Source organism: Ensifer sp. M14, from assembly GCF_003355565.1.
Taxonomy (GTDB): Bacteria; Pseudomonadota; Alphaproteobacteria; order Rhizobiales; family Rhizobiaceae; genus Ensifer.
Genome location: NZ_QJNR01000014.1, coordinates 135,931 through 152,753 on the forward strand (window position 1 = coordinate 135,931; position 16,823 = coordinate 152,753).

Below are 16,823 nucleotides of genomic sequence, written 5' to 3' on the forward strand. Positions count from 1 at the left end.
ATCTTCAGATTACAATTTACTGAAATCAATTCGCATTTCCGCCCAGGCATGCTCGAATCTTGATCTCGCGATCAGCCAGGGGGGCATGGCCCTGGAAGCCGTCAGCCTTGCCAGCAAACGGCCCTCTGCATTCTCCACCGCGACGATAACGCCGCGGTAGTCGTCCTCTTCGGCGATCTCGTCCGCAACCAGGCGGCCATGTTCGACTGCCTGACTGTCATCGGCAAGCAGCGTGCCGACGCTGTCGCGGCTTGTGGCACCTGCCAGGTGGATGTGGAAAAGATAGCGTTGCATGATCTCACTCAAACCATACGGCGATTGACGAAAAACACTCGCGCCGCTTCGGGTATGGTTGTGGTAGCACGCCTCTTCGCTCTTTGCGCGTGACCGGTGCGTGACACGCCCTTGTGGGCCATCCGAACGCTCGCACATGGGCAATCACTGCGGTGCTCGCCAGTTCGATGGCGAAGGCGGAAACGCCCCACCACCAGAGCGGCAAGGCGCATCTCGCAGGACGAAAGCCCGGATTTCCTCAGGTTGAAAGCTGGTCGAGAAACACCAGTTGCAGCGGGCGGGCAAGCAAATTGTCGACCGTCGCAGCGAAGGCTCGGAAATGTGGGGTTTGAAAGTGGGCGTCGAGCGCGGCGCGGCTGGTGAAGGCCTCGCGCATGTAGAACGTGCCCGGCGCGTCCTGCATTTCGAACAGGACGTAGTCGAGGCAGCCGGGTTCTTTGCGGGTCGGCTCGACCAGGGCAAGCAGCCCGTCACACAAGGCATCTTGCTTTCCGGGTTGGGCTGTCAGGATTGCCAGAGAAACCAGTTTTTCGGTTGATTGTGTCATCATCGTTTTCCTCGGACGACGGAGGGGAGGGAAGGCGCGGCCGGTTGCATCGCATGAGCGCAGCCGGGCGACGCATGTGCGGCAATCGCGACCATCTCGTCTTTGTGTTGTCGATCGATTTTCTTGCATGCGCCGGCCGTGGCCGCCCGGACGGGGCAGCTTTACGGCAGGCGCCATGCTGTTGCGGAGGAGGCGTGGGCGGTATCCTGCGCTTGCCTAGAATCCTGAAAGAACGATCTTGCCTTTGGCCTTGCCGGACTCGATCAGTGCGTGCGCGCGCTTGAGGTTTGCCGCATTGATCGTTCCGAAGTTCTCGGCGATCGTGGACTTGATCTTGCCCGCATCGACCAGCTCCGACACGCTGTTCAACAGGGCATTCTGCTTATCGATATCCGCGGTCGCAAACAGCGAGCGGGTGAACATAAGCTCCCAATGCAAAGAGATGCTCTTGCGCTTGAGCGGAAGTGCGTCGAGCTGCTTGGGGTCGTCGATCAGGCCGAAGCGCCCCTGCGGTGCGATCAGCTCGACAATCTGGGCGAGATGATCGTCGGTATTGGTGGTCGAGAACACGAAGGCCGGCTGACCTATTCCAAGGGCTTCGATCTGCCCAGCGAGCGGCTGGCGGTGGTCTACGACATGGTGGGCGCCGAGTGACTTCACCCATTCGACCGTTTCCGGGCGCGATGCGGTGGCGATGACGGTGAGGTCCGTCAGTGCCCGCGCGACCTGGATGGCGATCGAGCCAACGCCGCCGGCACCGCCGATGATGACGATCGCATGGGCAGCACCCGGAACCGGCCGGGTGACGTCAAGGCGATCGAACAGCATTTCCCAGGCGGTGATCGATGTCAGCGGCAGAGCTGCCGCGGCGGCAAAATCCAATGACTTGGGTTTCCGGCCGACAATGCGTTCGTCGACCAGATGAAATTCGGCATTGGTGCCGGAACGATTGATGGCACCTGCATAAAAGACCTCGTCGCCCGGCTTGAAGAAGGACGCCTCCGGCCCGACGGCGCTGACGACGCCGGCGGCATCCCAGCCGAGCACTTTCCATTGCCCGGCTTCCGGCTTTGCGCCCCGGCGGATCTTGGTGTCGACGGGGTTGACCGAGATCGCCTTGACCTCGACGAGGATGTCCCGGCCCGTGGGCTCAGGCCGCAGCAGGTCGATATCGACCAGCGAGGTTTCGGCTTCGATCGCTTGCGGGATTTGGTAGGCTACGGCTCGCATTGAATGCTCCATCGGTTGAACACAGCCAAGATGCGCACTATGCTGCGATATCGCAAGAACGCACATATAAAGCTCATAGTATCGAAAAGGATACCATTGGATGGGACGCACGCGCCACGATCGTTTCGACTGCAGTCCGGGCTGTGCCGTAGAAGCGACACTCAGCCTGATCGACGGCAAATGGAAGGGCGTCGTTCTCTACCACCTCATGTCCGGCACTCTGCGCTTCAACGAAATCCGCCGGAAGCTGCCGAACGTGACCCAGCGCATGCTGACGAACCAGCTGCGCGAACTCGAGGCCGATGGCTTGATCACGCGCACGGTGTTTGCCCAGGTCCCGCCCAGGGTCGACTACGATCTCTCGGAGCGGGGCCGCACCTTGGAGCCGGTCATTCTGGCGCTGAAAGTCTGGGGCGACGCCAACATGCCGTCGACGGGGAGTACCGCGGCCTGACGGCCGCGACGTTCCGTCGGCAATCGCCGGCTTCCACGGTGGTCTCGGTCGTTCCCCTAGGCGCCGACCAGCACCCATATCATTCCTGCCAGCGCCGAGGCGAGCAGCGTCGCGATTACCGAGGCGTTGAAGCGGAAGATCGCCAGTGCAGCCGCAAGCGTCAGCAAGAGTGATGGCAGCACCAGCGAGCTCAATACAGGCACATCCAGTGTAAGGTAGCCAAAGCGCCACGGGACGACCTGGGAAAACAACGTGTGAAGTCCGAACCAGACCGCAAGATTGAGGATCACCCCGACGACGGCGGCGGTGATGGCCGACATGGCGCCGGTCAGGGCGGTGTTGCCTCGCAGCTTCTCGATGAAGGGCGCGCCTAAGAAGATCCAGAGGAAGCAAGGCACGAAGGTCACCCACGTTGTCAACAGCGCGCCGAGCGTTGCGGCCATCATCGGGGCAAGCGTGCCGGGATCGCGGTAGGCGCCCATGAAACCGACGAACTGGACGACCATGATCAGCGGCCCGGGGGTCGTTTCGGCCATGCCAAGACCGTCGAGCATTTCGCCCGGCCTGAGCCAGCCGTAATACTGCACGGCTTCCTGCGCAACATAGGCGAGCACCGCATAGGCACCGCCGAAGGTGACGACCGCCATCTTGCTGAAGAACCATCCGATCTCGGTAAAGACGTTGGCCGGTCCCGCGAGCGCAAACAGCAGCGCCAGCGGTAGGAGCCACAAGGCGAGAAAAGCGGACGAGATCTTGAGGGACCAGGCGAGGTTGGGGCGGGCATGGATCGGTATCTGCTCGCCAAGCGCCGAATCCTCGTCCTTGAGGACCGGTCCGGTTGCCTTGCCGTGGCCGCCGCCGATGCGAAAAAGTGGCGAGCCCGCGCGTCCGCCGATGTAGCCGACGACGCCGGCTGTCAGGATGATCAGCGGGAAGGGAATGCGGAAGAAGAAGATTGCGACAAAGGCCAAAGCTGCGATGCCGATCATCAGCCTGTTCTTCAGCGCCCGGCCGCCAATGCGGAAAACCGCCTGGATGACGACGGCAAGCACTGCCGCCTTCAACCCGAAGAACAGCCCTTCGATCAGGCCGACGTTGCCGAATGCCGCATAGACGTAGCTGAGGCCGAGGATGGCGAGGAAGCCCGGAAGCACGAACAGGATGCCGGCGACAAGGCCGCCGGCGGTGCGATGCAGGAGCCAGCCGATATAGATTGCCAGCTGCTGTGCCTCGGGACCGGGCAACAACATGCAGTAATTGAGCGCATGCAGGAAGCGGTGCTCGCCAATCCAGCGCTTCTCATCGACGAGGATGCGATGCATCACCGCGATCTGCCCTGCCGGGCCACCAAAGCTCAGTGCCGCGATCCGAACCCAGACCCAGAACGCTTCCGAGAATGAAATGCCGTGGCCATGGGGCACCGACGCCCTGTCGGCGTCGGCGGTGTGAACGACATCGGTCATTTCAAGCCCCCTTTTTCGGCGAGGGCCAGTTGTGGGTTTCGCCGGTGGCATCGCGGCACCAGCGGTAAAAGGCGTCATAGAGCAGCAAGCCCGCCTGCAATTGCTCATGATCGTCGGCATACATGCGCGAGAGGCCGAGCGAAACCGCAAGCAGCCCGGCTGCCTCGGGGGCAAGGTCGAGGCGCGAGGTGTCCGCGCCCCGCACGATCGTTGCGAGCCGCAGCATCGGTTCCGTTTCCAGCCCGAACGCCTCCACCATCACGTCGAAGGTGCAGCGGTCGCCGCGATGGCTCCAGCGGATCGCGGCGTCGATGTCAAACGGCGTGGCGTTAAATCGGTCTGCAACAGCTTCGACTTCCGCAGGTGCCACGAACAGGAATACGGCGTTCGGATCGACGAAGCGCCGAATAAGCCACGGGCAGGCGATGCGGTCGATTTTCGGGCGTGCGCGCGTGACCCAGAGCGTGTGACCGCTTGCCTGGCGTTTCGGCATGGCGGAGATGGGCACCGCCGGATAGGCCGCCTCGGACCAGGCCTCAAAGCCGCCTTCCAGGACATCGGCTGGAATCCCCATATGCCGCAGCCAGGCGGCGACCCCATGGCTCAGCTTCTTGCCGCGTTGGCAGATGATGACGGCGGACCGATCCACGAAGTCGTTGCACCAGTCCTCTACGAACCGGTAGTCGCGCCGGAGCGATCCGGGGATCAGGCGCGGATCAGCATCGAAATCCTCGTCGATCCGGACATCGATCAGCGCAGGGCATTTGGGCGTGCCGATAAGGCGGGCAAGTTTATCAGGGGAAATTTCGAGAAGTGACGGCATGACGCGTCCTCCGTCTGAGCGGTTGAATGGACGCGATACTTCGGCTGTCGCCTCGTGGGGTGATCGCGACCCCATGTCGGATTATTGCCGCCGTTTCGCACAGGCTGTCAAGTCGCGGCCCCTGTGCCTGTCCGAGCGATGGCCGCCGTGTTGCCTGTGGCCACACGGCATAATGCCCTTTCGTAAAAGGGATGTGACGACGTTGTTCGAGCTAAGGGTTGCCTTGCTCGGCAGCGGCGCGCCGGGTGTCTTCGCCACCCTCTGCGGAAGCGGACGTGTCTCCGGCGTCAGTCATTGGAGCTGAAGCCTGGACTCCGCCCGTGGTTGAAAGACCGGCAAGCTTGTGACCACGTTCGCGCAACCATTGAAACACGACGTAGAGGGCCGGGATGATGAAGATCCCGATCAGCGAGGCCGCGAGCATGCCGCCCGCGACGCCTGTGCCGACGGCGCGCCGGCTGAGCATGCCGGCGCCCTCCGCCGTCACAAGGGGAATGAGCCCGACGATGAAGGCGAAGCTCGTCATCATCACCGCGCGGAAACGGGCGCGTGCGCCCTCGACCGCCGCCTCGACGATGCCGGCACCTTTCTCGCGATGGAACTTGGCAAATTCGACGATCAGGATCGCGTTCTTGGAGGCGAGCGCGATCAGCACGACGAGGCCGATCTGGGCGTAGATGTCGAATGACAGGCCGGCGACAAGGATCGAAACGAGGGCGCCGGCGACGCCGACCGCCACCGACAGAAGGACCGGGATCGGGATCGTCCAGCTTTCGTAGAGCGCGACCAGGAAGAGATAGGCAAACAGCACCGCCAGCGCCAGGATCGCCGTCGTTTGTCCCGCCGCTTCAAGTTCCTGCAACGCGGTCCCCGTCCACTCGTAGCTGTAGCCGGGGGGCAGCGTCGTGGCCGATATCGCCTCCATCGCGGCAAGCGCCTCACCGGAAGACACGCCGGGCGCCGGCTGACCATTCAGCGTGATCGAGCGGTAGTTATTGTACCTGACGATCGACTGCGGCCCGATGACATATTCGACGCGTGCGACGGAGGCGACGGGCACCATGCCGCCTGACGCATTGCGCACATGCAGGCGGGCGATGTCGTCGACGGATGCGCGGTCGGCCTGGGCCGCCTGCATGTTGACCTTCCAGCTGCGCCCAAAGAGGTTGAAGTCGTTGACGTAGAAGGATCCGAGCGTGCCCTGCAGGGTGGTGAAGAGATCGCTCACCGAGACCCCGAGCGCCTGAAGGCGATCCCGGTCGAGATCGAGATAAAGCTGGGGCGCGCTTGCAGAATAGGTGGTGAAGGTGGGGCCGAGAAGCGGGCTCTGGTTTGCCGCGATGATCAGGCCGCCGGCCGTTGCCGCCAACTCCGCCGGCGATCGGCCCTGCAGGTCCAGCAATTGGTATTCGAAGCCCGAACCGGTGCCCAGACCCATGATCGGCGGCAGGTTGAAGGCGAAGATCTGCGCGCCGCGGATCGCCGTGCCTTTGGCCATGGTCGTTGCGACCGCCGCGTCGACGGAACTCGCCTTACTGGTGCGCTCGGCAAACGGCTTCATCGTGACGATGGCAAAGGCGCTGTTCGATTTGGACAGGCCGTCGAGGAAGCTGTAGCCGGTGACGGTTATGACGTCGGCGACGCCATCGATGCCGCCGAGAATTTTTTCGACGTCGCGCACGACCGCGTCGGTACGGTTGTAGGATGCCCCTTCGGGGAGCCTGATCTCGGTGAAATAGGCGCCCTGATCTTCGCTTGGAAGGAAGCCTGTTGGCACGACGCGGAAAAGCCAACCGCTGGCGCCGATCGCAACAGCCAGGAGGAGAAGGCCGAGGACCGCTCGACGGGCGATATGCCCGGCGACATGGACATAGCCATCGCGGCCGCTGTCGATCCGCCGCGAGATCCAGCCGAGGATGCCGCGCTTGGGCCCATGATGCGGCTTCAGGAGAATGGAGCAGAGAGCCGGGCTCAGGGTCAGCGCGTTGATCGCCGAAATCACCATCGACACGGATACGGCCACCGCGAATTGCTGAAACAGTTGTCCGCTCAATCCGGGAATGAAGGCGACCGGCACGAATACCGAAAGAAGCACGAGCGTGATCGCGACGATCGCGCCGGTGATCTCACCCATGGCGAGGCGCGCCGCCTCGGGCGCCTGCATGCCGGGATTCTCCTCCATCACCCGCTCGATGTTCTCGACCACGACGATCGCGTCGTCGACGACGATGCCGATCGCCAGCACCATCGCCAGGAGCGAAACGGTGTTCAGCGAGAAACCCATGGCGAGGATGACCGCGAAGGTGCCGATCAGCGCAACGGGCACGGCGACAAGCGGAATCAATGTCGCCCTGACATTGCCGAGGAACAGGAAGACCACGATGATGACGAGCACGAAGGCTTCGAGCAGCGTATGTACGACATTCTCGACACTCGCCTCGACGAACTGGGTCGTGTCGTAGGAGATCGAGTAGGTCAGGCCCTCGGGAAACGACTGGGAAAGCCGTTCCATCGCCTGCTTGACGCCTTCGGCGGCGGCAAGCGCATTGGCTCCCGGCGCCTGATACGTGCCGATCATGGCCACCGGCTTTCCGTTGAAGCGGGCGCTGGAGTCCGAACTCGCGGCGCCCAGCTCGACTTTGGCGATATCGCGAATACGCACGAACGAGCCGTCCGACTCGGCCCTCAACACCACGTTCTCGAACTGGGAGGGATCGGTCAGGCGGCCCTGGGTCGTCAGATTGAGCTGAAACAGCGGATCGTCGGTCATCGGCTGCGCGCCGATCCGGCCGATGGCAGCCTGGACGTTCTGTGCCTTCAGCGCGTTGATCACATCGGTCGGCGTCAGGCCGAGATTGGTCAGCCGGTCGATGTCGAGCACGATGCGCATGGCGTAGTCTTGTGCACCGAACAGCGAGGCGTCGCCGACACCCGGCACCCGCTTGACCGTGTCGAGCAGGTTGATCGTCGCGTAGTTTGACAGGAACAGCGAATCGAAATCGCTTCCCTCCTTGCCGTAGATGGTGATCACCTGCATCAGCGCCGATGATTTCTTGCGCACGCTGACGCCGGTCTGCTTGACCTCTGAAGGCAGCCCGGCCTCGGCCAGCGACACGCGGTTCTGCACGTTGACGGTGGCGATGTCGGGGTCTGTGCCGACGGCGAACGTCACGGTCAGCGTGTAGGAACCGTCGGCGCCACTCGTTGATTTCATGTAGAGCATATCGTCGACGCCGACGATCTTGCTCTCGATCGGCTGGGCGACGGTGGTCTCGACCACCTCGGCGCCGGCGCCAGGATAGCTTGCGGTCACGCTCACCTGGGGCGGCACGATGTCTGGAAACTGTGCGATCGGCAGCCGGGTAAGTGCGATCAGGCCGGCCAGCGTCAGGACGATCGAGATGACGGCGGCAAAGCGCGGGCGATCGATGAAGATTTCAGAGATCATGCTCAGCCACCCGTCGCCGCTGCTGCGTCAACGACGATGCCCGGCCTGACCTTGCCGACCCCCTCGGTGATGACGTTTTCGCCCTCCTTCAGTCCCTTGCTCACGACCGAGAGGCCGCGAGCAGAGCGGTCAACGTCGATGCGACGCAATTCGACCTTCGAGGCGGCATCGACCACCATGACGAAGGCACCCTGCTGGTCGCGTTGCACGGCCTCTTGCGGGACTGCCAAGACATCCTGCTTGTCGGACTGTTCGAGTGTGACCCGCACCAGCGTCCCGTCGAGCAACAGTGCGTTGGGGTTGTCGAACTGCGCACGAACGGTCACCGTGTCGGTCCCCTGCGCGACGTTGCTGCCGATGAAATCGATCGTGCCCTTCAGCGGATACTCGGTGCCATTTGGCAACGTCAGCCCGACATTGGCACCGCCAGGCGTCATCCCCTTCAGCACGCGTTCCCGATAGGTCAGCAGCAGCGACGTGGAGACCGGAAACTCCACATAGATCGGGTCCAGCTTCGTCAAGGTGACGAGCGGACCGGTATCCGGGCCGACCAGCGCACCGACATCGGCAGTGCTCAGGCCCAGTACGCCGTCGAAGGGTGCGGTAATCTTGGTGTAGGAGAGGTTGAGGTCTGCGCTCTGCTTGCTGCCCTGCAGCTTGACGAGCTCAGCTTCCGCCTTCTTGACTTCGGCATTGGCGGTATCGACCTTGGCCTGCGAGATCGTATTGGTCGCGATCAGTTGCTGGGCTCTATCCCGTTCGAGGACTGCGAGATCCCGCTGTGCCTCGGCTGCCTCGATCGATCCCTCGATCTCCTGCACGGCCGCTCGATAGGCGCCATCCTCGACCTGATAGAGCTGGGTCCCGGCCGTTACTTTTTGCCCCTCCTTGAAATTCACCGCCTCCAGGAAACCGGCGACGCGGGCGCGAATATCGACCTTCTGGGTTGCGACGACCCGACCCGTCAGATCGACGCTTTCGCGCAGGTCCACGATCCGTGCGGGCGCCACCACCACGGCGGGCGCCTGCTGTGCGTCGGCAGCCGGTGCGCTGAACATGAACGCCAGAAGGACGGAAAAGGCAGAGAAGGCGACTTTCGGCACGGTCATGCGACACCCTTTCGGCAACAAGGCCAGGTTCAGTCCCACGGAGTCTGCTCAACCCGCACAGTAGTCACGAATACTCTGCCTTTGAAGCGTAAATCGCCCTTCCGTAACTGTTACATCGGCGTCCGAAGGAATGTTACGCGATCCATCAATCCTGCGTGCGGCACGATCGGAATGTCGTGCTGCCTGGGAACGGGCATTGCGGCGCCGTGACCTGTCCATGGGGTAATCCGGGATATGCGCATGCCAGATGCTTACGTGCGTGGCATACCGGCCGGCTCAAGGAACTTGCGCAGCGCCGCGATGCGGAAGATCGCATTCGCCGCGCCATATCCGCGATATCCGCGCCGCTCGACGATCTCGAAGAAGAAGCCGCCGGAGAACGTCGGGCTGTAGAGCTGGAAATACTCGCCGTTTTCGTCCCTGTCGTAGAGGATGTTCTTTGCCTTCAGTCTTTCGGTGAAAAGCGGATCGAGCCCGAAGCGGGCTTCGAGATCGTCGTAATAATTGGGTGAGATCGCCAGCGAGACGAAGCCGCCCGCGGCAAGCGCGTCTGCTGTCGCGAAGATGTCATCCGTCGTGAAGGCCAGGTGCTGGATGCCGGAGCCGAAGGTCTCGGCGATGAAGCGTCCGGCCAGCGTGTTGCGGTTTTCGGCGCCGTTCATGGTGATGCGCAGGGAGCCGGTGGCGTTTTCCACCACCTGGCTGCGCACGATGCCCGAGGGGTCGATGATGTCGACCAACGGCGTCTTATGGGCTTCCAGCAGCGACGTGTAGAAGAGCAACCACGTCAGCAGTTCGTCGTAATGCATCGTCTGGGCGATGTGATCGATCGACAGCAACCCGGCGGATGTCGCAGCCGTGTCGTCGACCGGATCGAATTCGATGTCCCATATGCGGCCGAGGTCGCTGTGGCGATCGAGGAAGTAGACGACGCCGCCGCCGACGCCGTGCACCGCCGGCATCTCGATCTCGCCTTCGTCCACGGGCTGGGCGAAGGTTTCAGCGCCGAGCGCCAGCGCTCTTGCATGCGCAGCCCGGGCATCGTCGACCAGAAGGCCCATCGCATAGGCCGACGTGCCGTGCACCAGATAGGACGAGTTGGCAAAGCCGCGGCGTTCGGTGTTGATCACCAGCCGGATATCGCCCTGCCGGAAGACATTGACGCTTTTCGTCTTGTGGCGTGCGGCCTTGCAAAAGCCGAGTGTGCGGATCAGCGCCTCGAGTTGCGGCGCCTCGCTTTCGTCGATGGTGAATTCGATGAAGGCGATGCCCTCGACGCCCGATCGCGCCGGCATGTCGGGAACGGGAAGCGCGATATCAGGCTCTGTCCGCCGCACCTGGTCGCCGAGATAGAGCAGCGAGCGCTGACCGTCGACGGAGATCGCCGTTGCCGAGCCGCCGCGAAACTGATCGTTGAAGATCTCAAGCGAAAGATAGTCGTCATAGCCGGTGGCCGCCACCGCCCGCATGAACTCGAGCACGGGCAGGTCGCCTTCGCCCGGCATGTTGCGGAAATGCCGGCTCCAATAAAGCAGATCCATGTCGATCAGCGGCGCATCGGCCAGCTGGATGATGAAGATCTTCTCCTTGGGGATCGAGCGGATGGAATTGACGTCGATCTTGCGCGCCAGCGTGTGGAAGCTGTCGAGAATGAGGCCGACATTGGCATGGTCGGCGCGGCGCACCACCTCCCAGGCGTCGCGGTGGTCGTTGATGTGGCGTCCCCAGGCGAGTGCTTCATATCCGACGCGCAAGCCCCTTTTGGCCGCCCGTTCGCCCAGCTCGCGAAAGTCGGCGGCGGCCCGGTCGAGACCGCCGAGTGCAGCGGGGGAAACATTGGAGCAGACCAGCACCAGGTCGGTCCCCATCTCCTGCATCAGGTCGAACTTTCGCTCCGCTCGGTCGAACGTCCGGCTTCTCAGCGGCTCCGGCATGCCCTCGAAATCGCGGAACGGCTGGAACAGCGATATTTCCAGACCATGGTCGCGCACCATCTGCCCGACCTGACTGGGGCTCTCGTCGAAGACGAGAAAATCGTTCTCGAAGATCTCGACCCCATCGAAGCCGGCCCTGGCTATCGCCTCCAGCTTGCTGCGCAGGTCGCCGCTGAGCGAGACGGTCGCGATCGAGGTCTTCATGCGTGTCTCCTACGTTGCCCTGTCGTCAGGCGGTCAGAGCGTTGAAATGGGCAAGCATGCGGGCCGCATCCGGCTCACGGCCGGTAAACAGGCGAAAGGCGCCGACAGCCTGAAACACCGCCATGCCGCCGCCGTCGAGCGTCTTGCAGCCGCGCCGCCTGGCTTCTGCCAGAAGGCCGGTTTCCAGTGGGAAATAGACGACCTCGGCCACCCAGTGGCGCTGATCGAGCAGCTCGGCCGGAAGCGGCAATCCGGGATATTTCGCCATGCCGGTCGGTGTCGCGTGGATAAGGCCGTCTGCCGCTTGCATCGCCCGGGGAAGGTCGGTGCCAGCAACGATCTGCGCCTGCGGAAACAGCGCCGACATGCTAGACGCCAGCGCTTCTGCGCGCTCCGCTTCCCGATCAAAAACCGCAAGAGAATTTAGCCCCAACGTCAGCATCGCATAGGCCGTAGCAACGCCGGCGCCGCCGGCGCCAAGTTGAACCGCATGCGACAGCCCGACATCGGGCAAGCCGCGGCGAAAGCTCTCGGCGAAACCCCACCAGTCGGTGTTGTGGCCGATGCGACGCCCCGCCTCGAGCACCACAGTGTTCACGGCACCGAGATCTCGGGCCTCGTCGGACAGTTCGTCGAGAAAAGGGATGACCAGTTGCTTGCACGGATGCGTGATGTTCAATCCGCAAAGGCCCCGCTGTTCCGCCTCCCGCAGCAGCTGCGGCAGGTCATCGGGGCTGGCGCCACGTTGGCTGAGGTCGATCAGTTCGTATTCGTATGCCAGGCCCTGCGCGGCACCTTCGCGCATGTGCATCGCCGGCGTGAGCGAGGCTTGAATGCCGGCGCCGATCAATCCGGCGTTCAACGGTCTGAGAAGGGTCTCGGTCATCTCGACGGCTTTCATCATGGGATGGGTTGCCGACCCGCCGTCACAGCGGGCCGGCGGCAGGCTTACTGGCCGCGAAGCGTCTGAAGCTCCTTGAAGAGCGCTGCGACGGTATCGGGACCGATTTCGGCGCTGAACTTCTCGACCATCGGCTTGACCGCGTCGCGCAGCTTCTGGGTTTCCTCGGGCGACAGTTCGCTCACTTCCATGCCGGTCGCCTTGATGTCGGCGATCGCCTTGGCGTCGAACTCGCGCGAGACCTGGCGCTGGTAGTCACGCGCCTCGGTGGCCGCGGTCTGCAGCACGGCCTTCTCCTCGTCGTTGAGGCCGTCCCAGAACTTCTTGCTGATGAGCACGATCTGCGGATTGTACTGGTGACGGGTCACCGTCATGTACTTCTGCACTTCATAGAATTTGGCATTGAGAATGTTGGCGGCGGGATTTTCCTGGCCGTCGACCGTGCCGGTTTCAAGTGCTGTATAAAGCTCGGTGTAGGGCAGCGGCACAGCATTGGCGCCGAGATTGTTGAAGAGCTCGATCGGGATCGGCGACTGGATTGTGCGGATCTTCAGGCCCTTGATGTCCTCAAGCTTGGTGACCGGGTGTCGATTGTTGGTGAGGTTGCGGAAACCCAGCTCCCAATAGCCGAGACCGACAAGGCCGGTAGCGGGCAACAGTTCTGTCAGGCTGGTGCCGAAGGGGCCGTCCATGACCTTGTCGGCCTCTTCGCCATTGTTGAACAGGAAGGGCAGGTCAACGGCGCCGAACTGCTTGACGTTGCTTGCCAGGATGCCGGCATTCAGAACCGTCATTTCGATGACGCCGCCCTGCAGCGCCGAGACGGTCTGGACGTCGCCGCCGAGCACGCCGCCCGGAAACAGCTTGACCTCGATCTTGCCGCCGCTCTTGTCCTTCACCAGCTCGGCGAATTTCTCCATGCCCATAACCTGGGGATGGCCCTTGTTGTTGGCGGCGGCGAATTTCAGCTGCTGCTCGCGGATTTCGGCGAGTGCCGGGCTTGCCGCCATCAGCGCTACTGGTAGTGCAACGCCAAGCGCCATTTTCATCAGTTTGTCGAACATATTTCCCTCCCAGGTTTGGCCGGTTTCTCCCTCCGGCCGGTTGAACTTTGCATGCGTTTTCTTCGGGTCTATCGCGCAAACCAGGAGACCGGCACGGTCACCAGTTGCGGGAACAGCACGAGCAGAAGCAGAACGGCCAGTTCGGCGATGAGGAAGGGCATGACGCCCCTCATCAGGTCTTCCATCTTCAGCTTTGAAACGCCGCAGATGACGTTGAGCACCGTGCCGACGGGCGGCGTGATCAGGCCGATCGAGTTGTTGATGATGAACAGCACGCCGAAATAGACAGGATCGATGCCGGCCTGCTTGATGATCGGCATCAGCACCGGCGTCATGATCAGGATGGTCGGGGTCATGTCCATGGCGGTGCCGACGACGACGACGAGCGCCATGATCGCCAACAGCAGCAGCGTCTGGTTGTCCATCAGCGGTTCGACGAGGGCGGCGAGGTCGCCGGGTACGTCGGCAACCGTGATCAGCCAGGCAGAGACGGCAGAGCAGGCAACCAGGAACATGACGATCGATGTTATCTTCGCCGCGGCCACGAAGACGTGGAACAGCTTGGCCGGCGGCAGTTCGCGATAGATCACCATCGAAACGAACAGCGAATAGACGGCGGCAACGACACCGGCTTCCGTCGGTGTGAACACGCCGAACTTCAAGCCGACGATGATGATCACAGGCAGGAACAGCGCCCAGAGGCTGTCGATGAAGGTCTTCATCCTGACCGCGCCGCTCTGGCGCGGCGGCAACTGATGCTGCTCCTTGCGCGATACGATCAGCCAGGTCACGCAGAGAGCTGCTGCGATCATCAGCCCGGGGAAAATGCCGGCCAGGAAAAGCTTGGTGATCGAGACGCCGCCGACGACGCCGTAAAGGATGAAGCCGATCGACGGCGGAATGATCGGGCCGATGATCGAGGCAGAAGCCAGCAGCCCGCCGGCGCGGGCCGGGTCGTGGCCGGATTTCAGCATCATCGGCAAGAGAAGCGCGCCAAGCGCTGCAGCATCGGCAACGGCCGAGCCGGAGAGGCTCGCCATGATGCAGGCGGCGAAGATGGCAACGAAGCCGAGGCCGCCGCGGATATGGCCTACCATCGCCATCGCCAGATTGACGATGCGGCGCGACAGGCCGCCGGTGTTCATCACTTCGCCGGCGAGCATGAAGAACGGCACGGCCATGAGCGGGAAGCTGTCGGCGCCGTTCAGCACGTTCTGAGCGACGATCTGGGCGTCGTAGAGGCTGAGATACATCATCAGCGCGACGCCGGTGATGATCAGGGCGAAGGCGATCGGCACGCCAAGCGCCATCGGGCCAAGCAGAGCGCCGAGAAAAATCGTAACGGTCATCGGTCTCTCCTCAGGGCTTGGCGACGGGGTGCGCGAGGGAAGGTACCGGATGCTCGTCGAGGACGGCCTGATCCTCGCTGTCGCGCACCAACTCGGCCGTCGCCACGTCAATGCGGCCGGTGAGGATGCAGAACATGTCCCAGAGGATGATCAGGAAGGCGGGAATGCCGAAGGCAAGGCCGGCGCCGTAGAAGAAGCCCATGGAAATGCCGGTGGCCGGTGCCGCGACATGCAGGTTGATCAGCGTCTGCGTCCAGCTGCCGCTGATGATCAGCCAGGTTGCGCCCAGCATCAGCGCCTGGCCGCAGAGGATTGCGACCTTTGCTCCGTTCGGCGGCAGCCGGCGCAGAAGCGAATCGACGCCGAGATGGGCGTGTTCGCGCATGGCAACGACCGCGCCGAGGAACGTCAGCCAGATGAAGAAGATGCGCGACAGCTCTTCAGAGTAGGTGATGCCGGTATTGAAGGCGTAGCGCAATACGACATTGCCGAAGACGAGCACGACCATGCCCGCGAGCAGAAGCGCGATGGCGACCTTCAAAATCAGAAAGCAGAATTCGATTATCCTCACCATTTCGCTCCTCCCAGGCGATCTGCCGCGTCTTGCGGCCTGTGACGTCCGTCATCGGTCAGGACATCCAAGTGTGCAAGGCTGACATGCCGATCTCTCCTCCAAGCGACCGAATGCCTTCTCAAAATGTACTAACTAGTTCGAATGTCAAGCGGCATGTCTTGAAAGAAACCGGCAAGCCCAATAAGACTTGAGGAGGGACGCGGAGTGGAGCCGCAAACCCGGGAGCGACGGCTGCAACCGTTTCGTGTTGAAAATCAAAGGCGGAGGAAGCGACGGGGCATGGCGGCGCGAGCAGAGAACGGACGCAAGAACGATCCACAGCGCACGAAGGAGGACATCCTCATCGTCGCGACGGACGAGTTCGCGACCCATGGTCTGGCTGGCGCCCGCGTCGACGCGATCGCCGAAAAGACCCGAACCTCCAAGCGGATGATCTATTATTATTTCGAGAGCAAGGAGGGGCTCTATCTCTCGGTGCTCGAGCGGTCCTACCGCAAGATCCGTACGCTGGAGGCCGACCTGCAGTTGTCGAGCCTCGCACCCGAGGCGGCGTTGCGGACGCTGATCTCAACCACCTTCGACCACGATCAGGCCAACCCGGAATTCGTGCGGCTGGTCAGCATCGAGAACATCCATCACGCTGCCCACATGATGCGCTCGGAGGCGATCCGCGATCTCAATGTGTCGGTCATCGAGACTATCGCGGGCATTCTGGAGCGCGGTGTCGCCGAAGGCGTGTTCCAGCGCACGGCCGATCCGATCGACGTGCACATGCTGATCAGCGCCTTCTGCTTCTTCCGCGTCTCCAACCGCTACACCTTCGGCACGATCTTTCGCCGCGACCTTTCCGAGCCGGAGACGATGCAGCGACACAAGGGCCTGATCGCCGATGCCGTGCTGAGCTATCTCAAGAGCTAGGGACAGCCCGGTTCAGCCGTTGCGCAGATGCTCGGTCGGCAGCGCGGTCGTATACTTGATCTGGCTGAGCGCGAAACTCGAGCGGATGCTGGAGACGCCGGGGATCGTCGTCAGGAAATCGACGACGAGCGCCTGGTATTTCATCAGATCCTCGACGACGACGCGCAGCATGTAATCGGACTCGCCGGTCATCAGGTAACATTCGACGATCTCTGGCTTCGTCTTGATGGCGGCGCTGAAGACGTCGAGCGAGGCGCGGTCCTGCTGCTTCAGCGACACGTGCACGAAGACGTTGACGGCAAGGCCGAGCGCGAAGGCGTCGACGAGCGCGACCGAGCCCTTGATGACGCCGCTCTCCTTCAGTTCGTTGACCCGCCGCCAGCAGGGCGAGGCGGAAAGCCCGGTTGCGTCGGCAAGCTCCGCCGTGCTGATCTCGGCATTCTGCTGCAGAAGATCGAGAATACGGATGGTCGCGGCGTCGAAGCTCGGCGGTTTCTTGGGCATGGAATTT

At 62.6% G+C, this 16,823-nt stretch carries 15 protein-coding genes; 2 read left to right on the forward strand and 13 right to left on the reverse strand.

The window, feature by feature from the left end:
* Positions 1-9 precede the first annotated feature (9 nt).
* The 3 genes from BLJAPNOD_RS29325 to BLJAPNOD_RS29335 all read right to left on the reverse strand — a co-directional run bounded on the left by BLJAPNOD_RS29325 (position 10) and on the right by BLJAPNOD_RS29335 (position 2,071).
* Positions 10-294 carry a hypothetical protein gene (locus BLJAPNOD_RS29325; RefSeq protein ID WP_077501114.1) on the reverse strand — a complete coding sequence of 95 codons (285 nt, stop codon included), beginning with the start codon at positions 292-294 and terminating at the stop codon, positions 10-12.
* Positions 295-532: 238 nt separating this feature from the next.
* Complete coding sequence (locus tag BLJAPNOD_RS29330; protein WP_115422389.1) at positions 533-841, reverse strand: putative quinol monooxygenase; 309 nt, start codon at positions 839-841, stop codon at positions 533-535.
* 216 nt (positions 842-1,057) lie between these two features.
* Positions 1,058-2,071 (reverse strand): zinc-binding alcohol dehydrogenase family protein, encoded by a 1,014-nt coding sequence (locus tag BLJAPNOD_RS29335; RefSeq protein ID WP_115422390.1) that lies wholly within the window; start codon positions 2,069-2,071, stop codon positions 1,058-1,060.
* A 100-nt stretch (positions 2,072-2,171) separates the two neighbouring features.
* On the opposite strand from BLJAPNOD_RS29335, the gene BLJAPNOD_RS29340 reads away from it, so the two are divergent.
* Positions 2,172-2,525 carry a winged helix-turn-helix transcriptional regulator gene (locus tag BLJAPNOD_RS29340; RefSeq protein WP_115422391.1) on the forward strand — a complete coding sequence of 118 codons (354 nt, stop codon included), beginning with the start codon at positions 2,172-2,174 and terminating at the stop codon, positions 2,523-2,525.
* 56 nt (positions 2,526-2,581) lie between these two features.
* Here BLJAPNOD_RS29340 and chrA read toward each other — a convergent pair whose 3' ends face one another.
* From chrA to BLJAPNOD_RS29385, 9 genes are all read right to left on the reverse strand, one after another.
* On the reverse strand, positions 2,582-3,988 hold the full coding sequence (chrA, locus tag BLJAPNOD_RS29345; protein ID WP_115422392.1) for a chromate efflux transporter: 1,407 nt from the start codon (positions 3,986-3,988) through the stop codon (positions 2,582-2,584).
* Position 3,989: 1 nt separating this feature from the next.
* Positions 3,990-4,811 (reverse strand): sulfurtransferase/chromate resistance protein, encoded by an 822-nt coding sequence (locus tag BLJAPNOD_RS29350; RefSeq protein WP_077501119.1) that lies wholly within the window; start codon positions 4,809-4,811, stop codon positions 3,990-3,992.
* Between the two features lie 211 nt (positions 4,812-5,022).
* Positions 5,023-8,259 (reverse strand): multidrug efflux RND transporter permease subunit, encoded by a 3,237-nt coding sequence (locus BLJAPNOD_RS29355; protein ID WP_115422393.1) that lies wholly within the window; start codon positions 8,257-8,259, stop codon positions 5,023-5,025.
* 2 nt (positions 8,260-8,261) lie between these two features.
* Entirely contained in the window at positions 8,262-9,368 is a 1,107-nt protein-coding gene (locus tag BLJAPNOD_RS29360; RefSeq protein ID WP_115422394.1) for an efflux RND transporter periplasmic adaptor subunit, read from the reverse strand.
* 251 nt (positions 9,369-9,619) lie between these two features.
* Positions 9,620-11,506 (reverse strand): sugar phosphate isomerase/epimerase and 4-hydroxyphenylpyruvate domain-containing protein, encoded by a 1,887-nt coding sequence (locus BLJAPNOD_RS29365; RefSeq protein WP_115422395.1) that lies wholly within the window; start codon positions 11,504-11,506, stop codon positions 9,620-9,622.
* A 25-nt stretch (positions 11,507-11,531) separates the two neighbouring features.
* Positions 11,532-12,392, reverse strand: coding sequence for a shikimate dehydrogenase (locus tag BLJAPNOD_RS29370; RefSeq protein WP_115422724.1), 861 nt, complete (start codon positions 12,390-12,392; stop codon positions 11,532-11,534).
* A 62-nt stretch (positions 12,393-12,454) separates the two neighbouring features.
* Positions 12,455-13,471, reverse strand: coding sequence for a TRAP transporter substrate-binding protein (locus tag BLJAPNOD_RS29375; RefSeq protein WP_077501123.1), 1,017 nt, complete (start codon positions 13,469-13,471; stop codon positions 12,455-12,457).
* Positions 13,472-13,539: 68 nt separating this feature from the next.
* Positions 13,540-14,820: a TRAP transporter large permease subunit gene (locus tag BLJAPNOD_RS29380; protein WP_115422396.1), complete on the reverse strand. Its 1,281-nt coding sequence runs from the start codon at positions 14,818-14,820 to the stop codon at positions 13,540-13,542.
* 10 nt (positions 14,821-14,830) lie between these two features.
* Positions 14,831-15,394 (reverse strand): TRAP transporter small permease, encoded by a 564-nt coding sequence (locus BLJAPNOD_RS29385; protein ID WP_077501125.1) that lies wholly within the window; start codon positions 15,392-15,394, stop codon positions 14,831-14,833.
* A gap of 279 nt (positions 15,395-15,673) precedes the next feature.
* On the opposite strand from BLJAPNOD_RS29385, the gene BLJAPNOD_RS29390 reads away from it, so the two are divergent.
* Positions 15,674-16,312, forward strand: a complete 639-nt coding sequence (locus BLJAPNOD_RS29390; RefSeq protein ID WP_077501126.1) for a TetR/AcrR family transcriptional regulator — start codon at positions 15,674-15,676, stop codon at positions 16,310-16,312.
* Between the two features lie 12 nt (positions 16,313-16,324).
* On the opposite strand, the gene BLJAPNOD_RS29395 is transcribed toward BLJAPNOD_RS29390, so the two are convergent.
* On the reverse strand, positions 16,325-16,816 hold the full coding sequence (locus BLJAPNOD_RS29395) for an Lrp/AsnC family transcriptional regulator (RefSeq protein ID WP_077501127.1): 492 nt from the start codon (positions 16,814-16,816) through the stop codon (positions 16,325-16,327).
* Positions 16,817-16,823: the final 7 nt, after the last annotated feature.

What these genes read in the sequence shown, in the direction of transcription:
- BLJAPNOD_RS29340 (WP_115422391.1), top strand. Translation starts at nt 2,172, where the DNA reads ATGGGACGCACGCGCCACGATCGTTTCGACTGCAGTCCGGGCTGTGCC.
- BLJAPNOD_RS29395 (WP_077501127.1), bottom strand. Translation starts at nt 16,816, where the DNA reads ATGCCCAAGAAACCGCCGAGCTTCGACGCCGCGACCATCCGTATTCTC.
- BLJAPNOD_RS29390 (WP_077501126.1), top strand. Translation starts at nt 15,674, where the DNA reads ATGGCGGCGCGAGCAGAGAACGGACGCAAGAACGATCCACAGCGCACG.
- BLJAPNOD_RS29365 (WP_115422395.1), bottom strand. Translation starts at nt 11,506, where the DNA reads ATGAAGACCTCGATCGCGACCGTCTCGCTCAGCGGCGACCTGCGCAGC.
- BLJAPNOD_RS29385 (WP_077501125.1), bottom strand. Translation starts at nt 15,394, where the DNA reads ATGGTGAGGATAATCGAATTCTGCTTTCTGATTTTGAAGGTCGCCATC.
- BLJAPNOD_RS29350 (WP_077501119.1), bottom strand. Translation starts at nt 4,811, where the DNA reads ATGCCGTCACTTCTCGAAATTTCCCCTGATAAACTTGCCCGCCTTATC.
- BLJAPNOD_RS29380 (WP_115422396.1), bottom strand. Translation starts at nt 14,820, where the DNA reads ATGACCGTTACGATTTTTCTCGGCGCTCTGCTTGGCCCGATGGCGCTT.
- BLJAPNOD_RS29355 (WP_115422393.1), bottom strand. Translation starts at nt 8,259, where the DNA reads ATGATCTCTGAAATCTTCATCGATCGCCCGCGCTTTGCCGCCGTCATC.
- BLJAPNOD_RS29370 (WP_115422724.1), bottom strand. Translation starts at nt 12,392, where the DNA reads ATGACCGAGACCCTTCTCAGACCGTTGAACGCCGGATTGATCGGCGCC.
- BLJAPNOD_RS29360 (WP_115422394.1), bottom strand. Translation starts at nt 9,368, where the DNA reads ATGACCGTGCCGAAAGTCGCCTTCTCTGCCTTTTCCGTCCTTCTGGCG.
- BLJAPNOD_RS29375 (WP_077501123.1), bottom strand. Translation starts at nt 13,471, where the DNA reads ATGTTCGACAAACTGATGAAAATGGCGCTTGGCGTTGCACTACCAGTA.
- BLJAPNOD_RS29325 (WP_077501114.1), bottom strand. Translation starts at nt 294, where the DNA reads ATGCAACGCTATCTTTTCCACATCCACCTGGCAGGTGCCACAAGCCGC.
- chrA (WP_115422392.1), bottom strand. Translation starts at nt 3,988, where the DNA reads ATGACCGATGTCGTTCACACCGCCGACGCCGACAGGGCGTCGGTGCCC.
- BLJAPNOD_RS29335 (WP_115422390.1), bottom strand. Translation starts at nt 2,071, where the DNA reads ATGCGAGCCGTAGCCTACCAAATCCCGCAAGCGATCGAAGCCGAAACC.
- BLJAPNOD_RS29330 (WP_115422389.1), bottom strand. Translation starts at nt 841, where the DNA reads ATGACACAATCAACCGAAAAACTGGTTTCTCTGGCAATCCTGACAGCC.